We start from the raw sequence: 14,608 nt of genomic DNA, 5'->3' as shown, positions 1-14,608 counted from the left end.
TGGATCCTGCGCATTACCACCATTTCTCCGGCTTGGCCACAAATCCGGCGGCGCGTTCCAGGGTGTAGGCGCAATTCAGCAACTCGCCTTCTTCCCATGGCCGCCCGATCAGTTGCAGGCCCAGCGGCAGCCCCTGCGCGTCCTGCCCGGCGGGCACCGTAACCCCCGGCAGGCCCGCAAGATTGACCGTCACGGTAAAGACATCGTTTAGATACATCTGCACCGGATCGGCGCTGGCCATCTCGCCCAGACCGAAGGCCGCGCTGGGGGTCGCGGGCGTCAGGATCGCATCCACGCCATCTGCGAACACCTGTTCAAAATCGCGCTTGATCAGCGTGCGCACCTTGCGCGCGCGGTTGTAATAGGCGTCGTAAAAGCCCGCCGACAGGACATAGGTGCCAACCATGACGCGGCGCTGCACCTCCGGGCCAAACCCCTCGGCGCGGGTTTTTTCATACATCTCGGTGATGCCATCGCCCGGCGCCAGACTCGCGCGGTGGCCATAGCGCACCCCGTCATAACGCGCGAGGTTCGAGGACGCCTCGGCCGGGGCGATCACGTAATAGGCGGGCAGCGCGTATTTCGTATGTGGCAGAGAGATCCACCGAATTTCTGCCCCCGCATCTTTTAGCATCTCTGATCCATCTGCCCAAAGATCGCGGATTTCTTGAGGCATACCGTCGATTGAGTATTCCTCGGGAATACCGATCACCTTGCCGCGGATGTCGCCGGTGAGCGCCGCCTCGAAGTCCGGCACGGCCATGTCGGCGCTGGTGCTGTCCTTGGGATCATGGCCGCACATCGCGCCCAGCATGATCGCCGAGTCGCGCACCGTCTTGGTCATCGGCCCGGCCTGATCCAGGCTGGAGGCGAACGCCACCACGCCCCAGCGCGAGCAGCGGCCATAGGTCGGCTTGATCCCGGTGATGCCGGTGAAGGCGGCCGGCTGGCGGATGGAGCCGCCGGTATCGGTGCCGGTTGCGCCCAGGCACAGATCGGCGGCAACAGCGGCAGCCGAGCCACCCGACGAGCCGCCGGGCGTCAGCGCCGCATCATCGCCCTTGCGCCGCCATGGATTGACGGCATTGCCATAAACGCTGGTCTCGTTGCTGGAGCCCATGGCGAATTCGTCCATGTTGAGCTTGCCCAGCATGACCGCCCCGGCCTCGAACAGCTTGGAGGTGACGGTCGATTCGTATTCCGGCCTGAACCCGTCCAGAATGCCGCTGGCCGCCTGGCTGGGCACGCCCCGGGTGCAGAACAGATCCTTGATGCCAAGCGGAATGCCGCACATCGCAGGGGCATCCCCGGCCTTCAGCCGCGTATCGGCCGCGCTGGCCATCTCGCGCGCCAACTGGGACGTGTCGTGGACGAACGCGTTCAAAGCGCCGGCGCCGCTAATGGCGGTCAGGCAGCTTTCGGTCAGCTCGGCGCTGGTGATGTCGCCGCGGCGCAGGCTGTCGCGGGCCTCGGCAATGGTGAGTTTGTTCAGATCCGACATCATTCCACCACCTTAGGCACGGCAAAAAACCCTTCACGCGCATCGGGCGCGTTCGACAGAACCCTGGACTGCTGGCCGCCATCGGTGACCTCGTCGGCGCGGCGCGGCAGGCGCATCGGCGTGACCGACACCATCGGCTCGACCCCGTCTACATCCACCTCGCCCAATTGCTCGATAAAGCCGAGGATGGTGTTGAATTCCTCGGCAAGCGCGGGCAGCGCGTCCTCTTCGACGCGGATCCGGGCCAGCTTGGCCACGCGCGCGGCGGTGCTTGTGTCGATGGACATGGGGGCGATCCTTCGCAATTGGGCGTTGCCCCCGCGTTTAGCGCCGCGCCGCTGCCGGTGCAAGTCTGCGAAGGCGGGAACCGGGCCCGCCGCTCAAGCGCTGTCTGTGCAGCACATCCCACATCCGCAAAGGAGAATGACATGAAGATCACTTGGCTCGGACACAGCGCGTTCCGCATTGAATGGGGCGGGCAGATCCTGCTGATCGACCCGTGGCTGAACGGCAACCCGATGCTGGAAGAGGCCCGGCATGAGGACGCGACAAAAGGCGCGACGCACATCCTGCTGACCCACGCGCATTTCGATCACGCCAGCGACACGCTCGATCTGGCGCGCAGGCTGAAGATCCCGGTCGTCGGCCAGTTCGATCTGATGAACCACTGGGCCGAGAACGAAGGGATCGAGACCGTCGGCTTCAACAAGGGCGGCACCGTCGATCTGGGCGGCGTGCGCGTGACGATGGTTCACGCGACCCATTCCAGCAGCTTCCCCGGCAAGGACGGCCCGCAGGCGGCGGGCAGCGAATGCGGCTACATGATCGAGCATGACGGGCGCACGATCTATCTCAGCGGCGACACCGACGTGATGGCCGACATGGCCGTCTTCCAGGCGCTGCACGAACCCGAAATCGGCATCCTCTGCGCCGGCGGCCATTTCACCATGGACATGAAGCGCGCGGCCTATGCCGCCAAAACTTTCTTTTCGTTCAAGACCGTCATCCCCTGTCACTACCGGACCTTCGACGCGTTGGAGCAATCCGCCGACAGGCTTGCGGCCGACCTTCCCGGCGTCACGGTCATCGAGCCGGAGGTGATGACGCCGATCGAGCTCTGATATCGGCAGCGCGGGAACCGAGGTGACGCCCCCGCGCCTTCATCTTGGCGCAAATACTCCCGCCGGAGGCGGCGCGAGCCCTCAAAAGCGCTTGGACCGGAAAAACGCGCGAAGCAGCGCCTCGCAGGCTTCTGCCGAGATGCCGTCATAGATTTCGGGCGCGTGATGCGCCTGGCTGTGCGAAAAGACCCGCGCGCCGTGCAGGACGCCGCCCGATTTTGGATCGCTCGCGCCGAAATAGATCGCCTTCAGGCGCGCGGCGGCGATGGCCGCGGCGCACATCGCGCAAGGCTCAAGCGTGACATAGAGCGTATGGCCCGCCAGCCGCTCGGACCCGGCGGCGGCGCAGGCGGCGCGGATCGCGAGGATCTCGGCATGGGCCGTGGGATCGCTCAGCTCGCGGGTGCGGTTGCCCGCGCGCGCCGCGATCCGCCCCGCCGGATCCAGCAGCACGGCGCCCACCGGCACCTCGCCGCGCAAGGCGGCGGCGCGCGCCTCGGCCAGGGCGCTGTCCATATGGCTGGTAAAGCTCATGCAGGCCGTGATGCCCCGCGATAGACGCTTTCGCAAGGCCCGGCGATACGCTATGCCCGGCGGCATGAGCAAAACCCCGCCCTCCCCCGGATCCACCCCGCCCCCCGGCGAGCGTATCGCCAAGGTGATCGCGCGCGCGGGCGTCGCCAGCCGCCGCGAGGCCGAGCGCCTGATCGAGACCGGGCGCGTCACGGTAAACGGCGCCGTCATCGACCGCGCCGCGCTGAACGTGACGCCGCAGGACAGGATCGCCGTCAACGGCAAGCCGCTGAGCGCGCCCGAACCTGCGCGCCTGTGGCTTTATCACAAGCCCAGCGGTCTGGTGACGACCAACAGCGACGAACAGGGCCGGCGCACCATCTTTGACGAGCTGCCCGAGGATCTGCCGCGCGTGATGACGGTGGGGCGGCTCGACATCACCTCCGAAGGGCTGCTTTTGCTGACCAATGACGGCGGCATCAAGCGGCGGCTTGAGCTGCCCAGCACGGGCTGGCTGCGCAAGTATCGCGCGCGTGTCAACGGGCGGCCCACCGATGCCACCTTCGCGCCGCTGCGCGAGGGTCTGGTGCTGGACGGCGAGCGGTTTCAGCCGATGGTCGTCACGCTGGACCGCCAGCAGGGCGCGAACGCATGGGTAAGCGTCGCCATCCGCGAGGGGCGCAACCGCGAGGTGCGCCGCGCGATGGAGGCCGTGGGCCTGACCGTCAACCGCCTGATCCGCGTCAGCTATGGCCCCTTCCAGCTGAGCGATCTGAAGCCCGGCGCGGTGGAAGAGATCCGCCCCCGCGTGCTGCGCGACCAGCTGGGCCTCGAAGCCCCGGAGGAGGCCGAGGCCAAGCCGAAGCCAAGGCCGCGCAAGGGTCCGCCGCATCGCAAATCCTCGCTTGCAGGCAAGCCCGGCCCGGCGCAGCCCGCAGCAGGCAAGCCGGGTGCGAAACCCGGCAAGGCCGCGCCCCGAACGGGTTGCAAACCCGGCGCAAAGGCGGGCGGGAAACCGAGCGGCAAACCTGGTGGGAAACCCGGGGGAAAACCAGCCGCCAAATCCGGCACGCCTGCCCGCCCGGCGGTCCAGCGCCGCCGCCGCACGCCATAGCGCAGGCAGGCGCCGGAACGGGGCGCCCGAACGATGTCACGCAAGGTTCCCTCTGGTAACGGCGCACTTCATCCCCTACCTTTTCACCAACGCAACACGATCGAGCAAACGCAGGCAAGGGGCGACAAAAGCGGATGGCACGGCTACTTTTGCTGATATGTCTGGTTGTCGCGCTGCTGGCGCTGGCCGGGGCCGCGATCTCGGCGCTCAGCCGCGCGGCGCAGGACAGCCGCTCACTGGCCAGGGATCTGGCCGCACCGGGTAAGGGAATAACGATGCAACGCATAAGCTACGCCGCGCTGATCCTTTTGATGCTGGGCGTCACCAGCGGCCTTCTGGGGGGGCTCTGAGCGGCATGGCCCAGCGGTTTGGCGGCAAATACAGCCCCGATGGCAATGATCCCGCGCGCCCCGGCGCCTCGGCGCGGCCGCGCGTCGATCCGGTGGGCGCGCGCGCGAACCTGATGTTCGTGCCCGCCGCCGTGGTCCTTTTCGCGTCGCTGGCTTCGGGCGCGGCCGGGCTTGCCCTCGGCGCGGCGGCGGCGGCTGTTCTGGCGCTCTCGGCATGGCTGCTGCGCGGCGGGCTGCGGGCCGAGGCCGCCTATGACGAGCGCAAGGTCGCCCGCCGCCCCGCCATCCCGCGCAAGATATTCTCGTCAATCCTTGCAGGCGCCGGCATCGCGCTGGCCGCGCTTTCCGGCGACGGGAGCGTGGTTGCCGCGGTGCTTTATGGTGCCGTGACCGCCGGTCTGCACTTGGCCTCCTTCGGCATCGACCCCTTGCGCGACAAGGGCATGGAGGGGATCGACACGTTCCAGCAGGACCGCGCCCATCGCACCGTGCAGCAGGCCGAGACGCTGCTGGCGCAGATGTCGGACGCCATCCGCCGCGCGGGCGACCGCCGCGCCGAGGAGCGTGTCGCGCAGTTTCAGACCACCGTGCGCGACATGCTGCGCACGATCGAGGACGATCCGCGCGATCTGACCTCCGCGCGCCGCTATACCGGCGTCTACCTGATGGGCGCGCGCGATGCGACGATCAAGTTCGCCGATATCCACGCGCGCAGCCAAGACAGCGCCGCGCGTCGCGATTACATGGCGCTGCTTGACGATCTGGAGGCGAATTTCGCCGCCAAGACACAGAAATTGCTGCAGGACGATCAGGGCGATCTGGAGATCGAGATCTCTGTCCTGCGCGACCGGCTGGAGCGCGAAGGCGTCCACCTTTCCACATCATCCCCCACCCGAGAGGACCGATAATGCCCGAAACCGTGCGCCAGAAGGCCGAAGCCAGCCTTGCCGAAGTCACCGAAGTCAGCCAGCGCATCCTGCCGATGCCGCAGGACGCGAACGCCATCGTGCCGCTCAAGGACGCGGGCAAGCCCGAAAGCGCCGAGATCAAGAAACGCATGGCCGAGATCGACATGGACGACACGCAATCCATCGTGTCCTTCGGCTCCGCCGCGCAGGCCGAATTGCAGGAAATCTCGCAATCCATGCTGGCCGGCGTGCGCAACAAGGATGTCGGCCCGGCGGGCGATTCCCTGCGCGGGATCGTCACCACCATCCGCGGCTTCTCGGTCTCCGAACTGGACGTGCGGCGCGAGCGGTCATGGTGGGAAAAGCTCTTGGGCCGCGCCGCCCCCTTCGCCAAGTTCACCGCCCGTTTCGAGGAGGTGCAGGGCCAGATCGACAAGGTCACGGACGACCTGCTGCGCCACGAGCATGTGCTGCTGAAGGACATCAAATCGCTCGACATGCTCTATGACCGCACGCTGACCTTCTATGACGAGCTGGCGCTTTACATCGCGGCGGGCGAGGAAAAGATCCGCCTGCTGGACGCCGAGGATATCCCCGCCAAGGAAGCCGAGGTCAAAAAGGCGGCCGAGAGCGACAAGGTGATGGAGGCGCAGGAGCTGCGCGATCTGCGCGCCGCCCGCGACGATCTGGAACGCCGGGTGCATGATCTGAAACTGACGCGGCAGGTGACGATGCAATCGCTGCCGTCGATCCGCCTCGTGCAGGAAAACGACAAGAGCCTCGTGACGAAAATCAACTCCACCCTCGTCAACACCGTCCCCCTGTGGGAGACGCAGCTGGCGCAGGCCGTCACCATCCAGCGCTCGCGCGAGGCCGCCGAGGCGGTGCGCGGCGCCAATGATCTGACCAACGAGCTCTTGACCGCCAACGCCGCCAACCTGCGCCAGAGCAACAAGGTCATCCGCGAGGAGATGGAGCGCGGCGTCTTCGACATCGAAGCGGTCAAGAAGGCCAACGCGGACCTGATCGGCACCATTCAGGAAAGCCTGCAGATCGCCGACGAGGGCAAGGCCCGCCGCGCCGCGGCCGAAGAGGATCTGAAAAAGATGGAGGCCGAGCTGCGCGACACGCTCGCCTCCGCCAAGGCGCGCAAGACCGGCACGGGCGACACCATCGCCACCGCGACGAAGGGCTAAGACGATGCAGGCGGGCAGTATCCTCAAGACAGCGGCCAGTGCAGCCTTGCTTGCAGTGCTGGCCGCCTGCAGCGAAATGCCGCCCGCCAAGGCGCCGCCCGAGCCGCCGCGCCCCTCGGCCATGCGCCCGCCCTCCTCGGCCGCCCCTATCGAGCCGTCCGAGCGCAGCCGCGCCCTGGCCGCGCATTATACCCGCGTCGAGGCCAGCCTCGTGGGCCAGGGCCTTTTGCGCACCGATGGCGGCGGGCCGGACACGCCCTATACCGATACCGACATCCTGCGCAATTTCGAGCGGATCGCCTTTCATGACGAATACGCGCGCAACCGCGGACTGGCCCAATCGGACGGCCGCCCCGGCGGCCTGCGCAAATGGTCGGGCCCGGTGCGCATGTCGGTCGAATTCGGCGCCTCGGTCCCGCTGGAGCAGCGCGAGGCCGACAGGCGGGTCGTTGCGGGCTATGCCGCGCGGCTGGCGCGCGTGACCGGACACCCGATCAGCGCGGGCGCCGGAACGGACGCCAATTTCAACGTGCTTTTCATGGGCGAGGACGACCGCGCGCAGGCCGTCGCGCGCATCAAGGCGCTGGTTCCGAACATCAACCAATCCTCGATCGACCTGTTCGAGTCTCTTCCGCGCTCGATTCACTGCCTCGTGGTGGCGTTTTCGGGCACGAATGACGATCACACCTATCGCCGCGCCATCGCCCTCATCCGCACCGAGCATCCCAGCCTTCTGCGCAAATCCTGCGTTCACGAGGAACTGGCGCAGGGGCTGGGCCTGGCCAATGACAGCCCGCGCGCGCGCCCGTCCATCTTCAACGATGATGACGAATTCGCGCTGCTGACCACCCATGACGAGGAATTGCTGCGCCTGCTCTACTCCCCCCGCCTGAAGCCGGGGATGAGCTATGACGAGGCGCGCCCGATCCTGGTGCAGCTGATCGCCGAGGCCAGGGGCGGGTCCAGCTAGCGCTCGGCGCCGCAACCGCTTGGCACTGGCAGGCAAACATGGTTCTATCTTTCAGATAATATTTTGGTCAGGGAGGCCGCGCAGATGGGCATCTTCGATTTTCTGACGGGCGAATTCATCGACGTCATCCACTGGACCGATGACACCCGCGACACGATGGTCTGGCGCTTCCAGCGCGAGGGCCACGAGATCAAGTATGGCGCCAAGCTGACCGTGCGCGAGGGTCAGGCCGCCGTGTTCGTGCACGAGGGGCAGCTGGCGGACGTGTTCACCCCCGGCCTCTACCTGCTTGAGACGAACAACATGCCGGTGATGACGACGCTGCAGCACTGGGATCACGGCTTTCAAAGCCCGTTCAAATCCGAGGTCTATTTCGTCTCGACCACCCGGTTCAACGATCTGAAATGGGGCACCAAGAACCCGATCATGCTGCGCGATCCGGAATTCGGGCCGACGCGCATCCGCGCCTTCGGCACCTATACCGTCCGCGTCACCGATCCCGGCCGCTTCCTGCAGGAGATCGTGGGCACCGACGGCGAATTCACGATGGACGAGATCAGCTATCAGATCCGCAACATCATCGTGCAGGAATTCAGTCGCGCCATTGCCGCATCCGGCATCCCCGTGCTCGACATGGCCGCAAACACCGCCGATCTGGGCAAGCTGGTGGCAGGCGCGATCAGCAAGACCGTCGAAGGCTACGGTCTGACCATTCCCGAGCTCTATATCGAGAATATATCGCTGCCCCCTGCCGTCGAAAAGGCGCTGGACAAGCGCACCTCCATGGGCCTTGCCGGTGATCTGGGCGCCTACACGCAATATTCCGCCGCCGAGGCGATGACCGAGGCCGCTGCGAACCCTTCGGGCGGCGGCGGCATGGGCGCGGGGCTCGGCATGGGGATGGGCATGGCCATGGCGCAGCAGATGGTCGGCGGGCAGCAAGACGCGCAGCAGCCCGGCCCCTGGGGCGCGCAGCCGCCGCACGCCCAGACGCCGCCGCCGCCCCCCCAGCCCGAGAATGTCTGGCACATCGCCGAGGACGGCAAGACGCGCGGTCCCTACAGCCGCGCCGCGATGGGCCGGATGGCCACCGGGGGCGAGCTGACGCGCGACACGCTGGTCTGGACCGCAGGTCAGGACGGCTGGCTGCGCGCAGGCGACGTCGCCGAACTGGCGCAGCTCTTCACCGTCATGCCGCCCCCGCCGCCGCCCGCGGCCTGATCCCGCCCATTTTCCCAGATCCTCAGCCAACGGCGCCGCCTCATGCCCCTGCAATACCCTGACACCCCGGTGCAGCACAACTATCCGTGCGACACCTGCGGCGCCGAGATGCGCTATGCGCCGGGCGAAGGCGCGCTGATCTGCGATCATTGCGGCAACCGCGAGGAGGTTGCAGGGCCCGGTCCATGGAACAACTCGCTGAGGGAGCTGGATCTTGCCGCAGCGCTCGCCGCGCAGCTGCCCGCCGAGGAGACGGAAACCAGCGCGCATCTGAAATGCCCCAGTTGCGGCGCCGAAGTCACGCTGGAGGGGGACGCCCATGCAGGCGTCTGCCCGTTCTGCGCCACGCCGCTGGTGACCGGAACCGGCGCCGAGCGGCGCTACAAACCGCGCGGTGTGCTGCCCTTCGCACTGGACGAGCGCACGGCGCGCGCGGCGATGTCTGACTGGCTGGGGAGCCTGTGGTTCGCGCCATCAGGGCTGAAGCAATACGCCCGCAAGGGCCGCAAGCTGCAGGGCGTCTATGTGCCCTACTGGACCTATGATGCCGCCACGCGCTCGGCCTATCGCGGCGAGCGGGGCACCGTCTATTACGAGACGCAGACCGTCATGCGCGACGGCAAGCGCGAAACGGTCCAGGTGGCCAAGATCCGCTGGAGCCCGGTGTCGGGTCGCGTCGCGCGCGCCTTTGACGACATTCTCGTGCTCGCCTCGCACGCCTTGCCCAAGCGCTTTACCGATGCGCTGCAGCCCTGGGACCTGTCGGCGCTGCAACCCTACAGCCCCGCCTACCTGGCCGGTTTCGCCGCCGAGGCCTATACCGTTCCGCTCGATGAGGGGTATGTCGAGGCGCGCGCGCATATGGACGCGGTGATCGCGCGCGATGTGCGATTCGACATCGGCGGCGACCGCCAGCGCATCCACGCGGTCGAGACCGAAATCAGCGATGCCTCCTTCAAGCATGTGCTGCTGCCCGTCTGGATGGCCGCCTACAAGTACCGCGGCCGCAGCTTTCGCTTCGTCGTGAACGGCCGCACCGGCCGCGTGCAGGGCGAGCGGCCGTGGTCGGCGTGGAAGATCGGCTTTGCCGTCATTCTGGGCCTGCTGATCGCAGGCGCCCTCGGCTACGCCTACGCGGTCCAGCAGGGGGCCGTCTGATGCGCGCGCTCCTCCAGCGCGTCACGCAGGCTGCCGTGGCCGTGGACGGCGCCACCATCGGGCAGACCGGGCCGGGCCTTTTGATCCTTGTCTGTGCGATGCAGGGCGATGATGCGGCCCGGGCGGACGCGCTGGCCGCCAAGATCGCGAAACTGCGGATATTCCAGGACGGCGCGGGCAAGATGAACCTCAGCCTGCGCGACATCGGCGGCAGCGCGCTGGTGGTCAGCCAGTTCACGCTGGCCGCCGACACGCGCAGCGGCAACAGGCCGGGTTTCTCGGCCGCCGCGGCGCCCGCGGAGGGCGAGGCGCTCTACCGGCATTTCACGGACGCGCTGCGCCAGCAGGGCATCCCCTGCGAGACCGGCCGCTTCGGCGCGTCGATGCAGGTCTCGCTGGTCAATGACGGGCCGGTCACGATCTGGCTGGACGTCTGAGCCGACCAAGATTTTTCGCCGAAAAATCTGGCCGCCGATTTTCGCGAAAATCGACTTCATGGCTCGCGAACCGCCTCGCGCGATTTGTAGAGCGGTTTGAGCAGGTATTGCAGCACCGTCTTTTCGCCCGTGTGCAGCTCGACCTCGGCTGTGAGCTTGATCGTGGCCCTGCCCGTGGCGCAGCCCGGCGATGTTTTCGGGCGCGACGCACGCCTCGACGAACAGCTCGTCATCCAGCGGGGTGATCGACAGGATCTCTTCGCCGGGGGCGCCGTGCCGATCAGCACGCCCGGCCCCCCGAGCGTGGTCTGCATGTCATCCGGCTCGGTCACCCTGACGCTGACATCATGGCCGCCGTCGCAGGGAAAATCGCCAGTCCCGAACTCGACCTGCCAGCGGCCATTCTCATCCGCGAGCGTCTGCAGCGTCTTGTCACCGATCGTCACCTCGACGGCCGAGCCGCGCTGCGCGCCGCCGGAAATGCCGATGGGATCGGTCGTGCCGTCCACGCCGTCTCGGCCGATGACGATATCGTCCTTCTGGTCCACGCTGGGCAGGATGCGCGCGGGCCCGCCCGCGCCGCCGCCGCCGCCGATGATCTGCGCGCCGACCACGGCTGCCGCCCCTGCCGCACCAAGGCCCAGCAGGCTGCCGCCGCCAAGGATTCCCGTGCCCAGCATCGTCGCGATCTCGTTCTCACCGGTGGCGGCGCCGGCGACATCGGTTCCGTCCAGGAAGATCAACCCGTCCGACGGGCCTGGGTTTTGTCACGCGGCACTTGGCAGAATGGCGCGGGCGTGCCATGGATCGGGTTACGCAACGGCGCATCCTGTGCGCCTTTCGCACCCCCGCCACGCGCTCGCGCCATGCCAAAGGACAGACAGCCGCCGTGTCATTGCCAATCGACGATACGCTTTTCCTGATGCGGTCCCTCATCGGGTTTCCGACAGTCTCCCAGGACAGCAACCTGGACATGATCGCCTATCTTGCCACGCGGCTCGAAGCGTCCGGCGCGCGGGTCGAGATCATGCATGACGCAGGCGGCAACAAGGCCAATCTCTTTGCCACGCTCGGGCCCGAGGGCGATGGCGGCATCGTCCTGTCAGGCCACAGCGACGTGGTGCCGGTGGCCGATCAGGTCTGGGCGACGGACCCTTTCGCGATGCACGAGCAGGACGGCCGCCTTTACGGGCGCGGATCGTGTGACATGAAGGGTTTCATCGCCGCGACCATTGCCATGGCGCCCGCCTTTGCGCAGCGGATCGGCAATCGTCCGCTGCATTTCTCCTTTACCTATGACGAGGAGACCGGCTGCGTCGGGGCGCGCGATCTGGCGCAGGTGCTGACGGCGCGCGGGCTGAAGCCGTCGGTCGCGCTGATCGGCGAGCCGACGATGATGCGCGTAATCGAAGGGCACAAGGGCTGCTGCGAATACTCCACGCATTTCACCGGGCTGGCCGGGCATGGCTCGGGCCCAGATCGCGGCGTCAACGCGGTCGAATATGCCGCCCGGTTCGTCGCGCGTCTTCTGGCGCTCAAGGACACGCTGCGGGCGCGCGCCCCGCAGGGCAGCCGCTTTGATCCGCCCTGGACCACCATCAACACCGGCGCGCTGATCGGGGGCGTCGCGCATAACGTGATCCCCTCCACCGCCCAGGTGGATTGGGAAATGCGCCCCGTGCAGCATTCCGATTTCGCATTGGTCAAGGAGGATCTGCACCATTACTGCACCGACATCCTGCTGCCCGCGATGCGCGCGGTCTACCCCGAGGCGGGCATCCACACCGAAACCATCGGCGAGGTCGAGGGGCTGATCCCCGCCGAAGTCTCCGAGGCGCGCGACATCATGATGGAGCTGACCGGCGCGAATGGCGCGGATGTGGTCCCGTTCGGCACAGAGGCCGGCATCTTTCAGTCGATGGGCATGTCCGCCATCCTCTGCGGCCCCGGCTCGATCGAGCAGGCGCACAAGGCCGATGAGTTCGTCACCATGGACCAGATGGTGCAGTGCCTCGAAATGCTGGACCGGCTCAGCCTGAAACTGGCCGCAGCCTGATCAGAACCGCCTGATCAAACCCGCCTGAAGCGCAGGTAATGGGGCACGCGCCCCTCGCGCAGCGCCTTTTTCTCGTAGCGCGTCGAAATCCAGCCATCCCATGGTTGGCGCCAGTCGCCGGGTCGTTCGGCCAGCCATTCGAACCCGGCGCGCGGCACCTCCTCCAGTGTCTGGCGCACATAATCCTCGATATCGGTGGCAATGCGCAGCTCGGCGCCGGGGCGCATCGCGCGCGCCAGCGGCTCCAGATGCTCGGCCGTCACAAAGCGGCGCCGATGATGCCGCGCCTTGGGCCATGGATCGGGATAGAGCAGATAGGCCCGCCCGACCGACGCCTCCGGCAGCACATCGAACAGATCGCGCGCGTCGCCGGGATGCACCCGCACATGCGGCGCCTCGATCTTGCGCAGCTTGGTCAGCAGCATTGCAACGCCGTTGAGGTAAGGCTCGCAGCCGATGAACCCGACATCCGGCTCGGCCACGGCCATATGCGCCAGATGCTCGCCCCCGCCAAAGCCGATCTCAAGCCACAGATCGTGCGCGCCAAAAAGCGCCTGCAGGTCCAGCTCGGCCCGCTCGGGGTTCTCGTCCCAGCCCACCGGTCCGGGCGACAGCGCGTCCAGATCCTCGTCCAGCAGCGCCTCCTGCGACTTGCGCAGGGCCTTGCCCTTGAAACGGCCATAAAAATTGCGCCACGGCGCGCCGGATGGATGCCTGTCCCTGATCATGGCCGCAGGCTCTATCCCGCTTGCCAAAGGCGCGCAAGAGTGCACGCGGCGCGCGCCTGCGGCTTCATCTTGGCAAAAATACTCCCGCCGGAGGCAGACGTCGGCCCGGCGCATCGGCGCCGGGCCAGGTCGTCAGACGCAGGCCAGCAGCCGGTCCACCAGATCGGTCCGCTCCCAGCTGAAGCCGCCGTCGCTTTCGGGCGCGCGGCCGAAATGGCCGTAGGCCGCCGTGCGCTGATAGATGGAGCGGTTCAGCGACAGATGCTCGCGGATGCCGCGCGGGCTCAGATCCATGCACTCGCGGATCGCCTTTTCGATGGCCGCAGGATCCACCTGCCCGGTCCCGTGGGTGTCGGCAAAGATCGACAAGGGGTGCGACACGCCGATCGCATAGCTCAGCTGGATCGTGCAGCGTTCGGCCATGCCCGCCGCCACCACGTTCTTGGCCAGATAGCGCGCGGCATAGGCGGCCGAGCGGTCCACCTTGGTCGGATCCTTGCCCGAAAACGCGCCGCCGCCATGCGGCGCAGCCCCGCCATAGGTGTCAACGATGATCTTGCGTCCGGTCAGGCCGGCATCCCCGTCAGGACCGCCGATGACGAAGGTGCCGGTGGGGTTGACGTGCCAGACGGTGTCCTTGCGCAGCCACCCTTCGGGCAGAACCTCGCGGATATAGAGCTCGACGATATCACGCACGTCGCCGGGGGTCAGCTCGTGCTTGCCGTCCTGTTCGAACTGGTGATGCTGCGTGCTCAGCACGACCGAGCCGATATGCGACGGCTTGCCCTCCTCGTAGACCACCGAAAGCTGGCTTTTGGCATCGGGCAGCAGCAGCGGCTCGGTCCCGTCCTTGCGCACCTCGGCCAGCCGACGCAGGATCGCGTGGGAGAATTGAACCGGGGCCGGCATCAGCTCTTCGGTCTCGGTCGTGGCATAGCCGAACATGATGCCCTGATCGCCGGCGCCCTCTTCCTTGTCCTCGCGCGCGTCGACCCCTTGGGCGATATGCGCCGATTGCTCGTGCAGAAGGTTGGTGACCTCCAGCGTGCGCCAATGGAACTTGTCCTGCTCATAGCCGATATCGCGCACGCAGTCGCGCACGACGGTCGACATCTGGTCCTTGTACTCGGTCAGCTTCTCCTTGTCCGACAGCCCGACCTCGCCGCCGATCACGACACGGTTGGTGGTGGCAAAGGCTTCGGCGGCGACGCGCGCTTCGGATTCCTTGTCGAGAAAGAAATCAAGGATCGCGTCGGAAATCCGGTCGCACACCTTGTCGGGATGCCCCTCCGAGACGGACTCGGAGGTCAGTGTATAGTTCTGTCGTGCCATGAG

The 14,608-nt window shown here is 67.0% G+C and carries 15 protein-coding genes and 1 pseudogene; 10 read left to right on the top strand and 6 right to left on the bottom strand.

Going from position 1 to position 14,608, the window contains the following annotated elements; genetic code table 11:
- Positions 1-13: 13 nt before the first annotated feature.
- Together gatA and gatC are read right to left on the bottom strand one after the other, a co-directional pair.
- Positions 14-1,501 carry an Asp-tRNA(Asn)/Glu-tRNA(Gln) amidotransferase subunit GatA gene (gatA, locus tag DC366_RS14970; protein ID WP_108693092.1) on the bottom strand — a complete coding sequence of 496 codons (1,488 nt, stop codon included), beginning with the start codon at positions 1,499-1,501 and terminating at the stop codon, positions 14-16.
- Entirely contained in the window at positions 1,501-1,788 is a 288-nt protein-coding gene (gatC, locus tag DC366_RS14965) for an Asp-tRNA(Asn)/Glu-tRNA(Gln) amidotransferase subunit GatC (RefSeq protein ID WP_108693042.1), read from the bottom strand. The genes gatA and gatC overlap by 1 nt, the downstream gene beginning before the upstream one ends.
- 141 nt (positions 1,789-1,929) lie before the next feature.
- Between gatC and DC366_RS14960 the strand changes: the two genes are divergently transcribed.
- On the top strand, positions 1,930-2,622 hold the full coding sequence (locus DC366_RS14960; protein ID WP_108693041.1) for a metal-dependent hydrolase: 693 nt from the start codon (positions 1,930-1,932) through the stop codon (positions 2,620-2,622).
- A gap of 81 nt (positions 2,623-2,703) precedes the next feature.
- On the opposite strand, the gene DC366_RS14955 is transcribed toward DC366_RS14960, so the two are convergent.
- A complete protein-coding gene (locus DC366_RS14955; protein WP_108693040.1) occupies positions 2,704-3,156 on the bottom strand; it encodes a nucleoside deaminase in 453 nt (150 codons plus the stop codon).
- Between the two features lie 64 nt (positions 3,157-3,220).
- Between DC366_RS14955 and DC366_RS14950 the strand changes: the two genes are divergently transcribed.
- The 8 genes from DC366_RS14950 (at position 3,221) to dtd (ending at position 10,489) form a co-directional block, all read left to right on the top strand.
- On the top strand, positions 3,221-4,249 hold the full coding sequence (locus DC366_RS14950; RefSeq protein WP_243405149.1) for a pseudouridine synthase: 1,029 nt from the start codon (positions 3,221-3,223) through the stop codon (positions 4,247-4,249).
- 134 nt (positions 4,250-4,383) lie between these two features.
- The gene (locus tag DC366_RS14945) at positions 4,384-4,599 is read left to right on the top strand and encodes a hypothetical protein (protein WP_133176219.1); all 216 of its coding nucleotides are present in this window, start codon (positions 4,384-4,386) and stop codon (positions 4,597-4,599) included.
- Positions 4,600-4,604: 5 nt separating this feature from the next.
- On the top strand, positions 4,605-5,507 hold the full coding sequence (locus DC366_RS14940) for a 5-bromo-4-chloroindolyl phosphate hydrolysis family protein (protein ID WP_108693037.1): 903 nt from the start codon (positions 4,605-4,607) through the stop codon (positions 5,505-5,507).
- Positions 5,507-6,703 (top strand): toxic anion resistance protein, encoded by a 1,197-nt coding sequence (locus tag DC366_RS14935; RefSeq protein WP_108693036.1) that lies wholly within the window; start codon positions 5,507-5,509, stop codon positions 6,701-6,703. Before DC366_RS14940 ends, DC366_RS14935 begins: the two co-directional genes overlap by 1 nt.
- Before the next feature lie 4 nt (positions 6,704-6,707).
- Positions 6,708-7,673: a DUF2927 domain-containing protein gene (locus DC366_RS14930; protein WP_108693035.1), complete on the top strand. Its 966-nt coding sequence runs from the start codon at positions 6,708-6,710 to the stop codon at positions 7,671-7,673.
- An 84-nt stretch (positions 7,674-7,757) separates the two neighbouring features.
- On the top strand, positions 7,758-8,894 hold the full coding sequence (locus DC366_RS14925) for an SPFH domain-containing protein (protein ID WP_108693034.1): 1,137 nt from the start codon (positions 7,758-7,760) through the stop codon (positions 8,892-8,894).
- Between the two features lie 42 nt (positions 8,895-8,936).
- Complete coding sequence (locus DC366_RS14920) at positions 8,937-10,052, top strand: TFIIB-type zinc ribbon-containing protein (protein WP_108693033.1); 1,116 nt, start codon at positions 8,937-8,939, stop codon at positions 10,050-10,052.
- Positions 10,052-10,489: a D-aminoacyl-tRNA deacylase gene (dtd, locus tag DC366_RS14915; protein WP_108693032.1), complete on the top strand. Its 438-nt coding sequence runs from the start codon at positions 10,052-10,054 to the stop codon at positions 10,487-10,489. Before DC366_RS14920 ends, dtd begins: the two co-directional genes overlap by 1 nt.
- Positions 10,490-10,545: 56 nt before the next feature.
- On the opposite strand, the pseudogene DC366_RS14910 reads toward dtd, so the two are convergent.
- A pseudogene (locus DC366_RS14910) lies at positions 10,546-10,756 on the bottom strand (transporter); the annotation flags it as partial.
- A gap of 655 nt (positions 10,757-11,411) precedes the next feature.
- Between DC366_RS14910 and argE the strand changes: the two are divergent.
- Positions 11,412-12,545, top strand: a complete 1,134-nt coding sequence (argE, locus tag DC366_RS14905; protein WP_439331664.1) for an acetylornithine deacetylase — start codon at positions 11,412-11,414, stop codon at positions 12,543-12,545.
- Between the two features lie 14 nt (positions 12,546-12,559).
- Here argE and trmB read toward each other — a convergent pair whose 3' ends face one another.
- Together trmB and metK are read right to left on the bottom strand one after the other, a co-directional pair.
- On the bottom strand, positions 12,560-13,273 hold the full coding sequence (gene trmB, locus DC366_RS14900; RefSeq protein WP_108693030.1) for a tRNA (guanine(46)-N(7))-methyltransferase TrmB: 714 nt from the start codon (positions 13,271-13,273) through the stop codon (positions 12,560-12,562).
- A 132-nt stretch (positions 13,274-13,405) separates the two neighbouring features.
- Positions 13,406-14,605 (bottom strand): methionine adenosyltransferase, encoded by a 1,200-nt coding sequence (metK, locus tag DC366_RS14895; protein ID WP_108693029.1) that lies wholly within the window; start codon positions 14,603-14,605, stop codon positions 13,406-13,408.
- Positions 14,606-14,608: the final 3 nt, after the last annotated feature.

It is taken from the genome of Pelagivirga sediminicola (assembly GCF_003072125.1).
Lineage (GTDB): Bacteria > Pseudomonadota > Alphaproteobacteria > Rhodobacterales > Rhodobacteraceae > Roseovarius > Roseovarius sediminicola.
The sequence above is the reverse complement of the archived record's forward strand: the minus strand, read 5'-3'. Positions and strand labels throughout refer to the sequence as shown.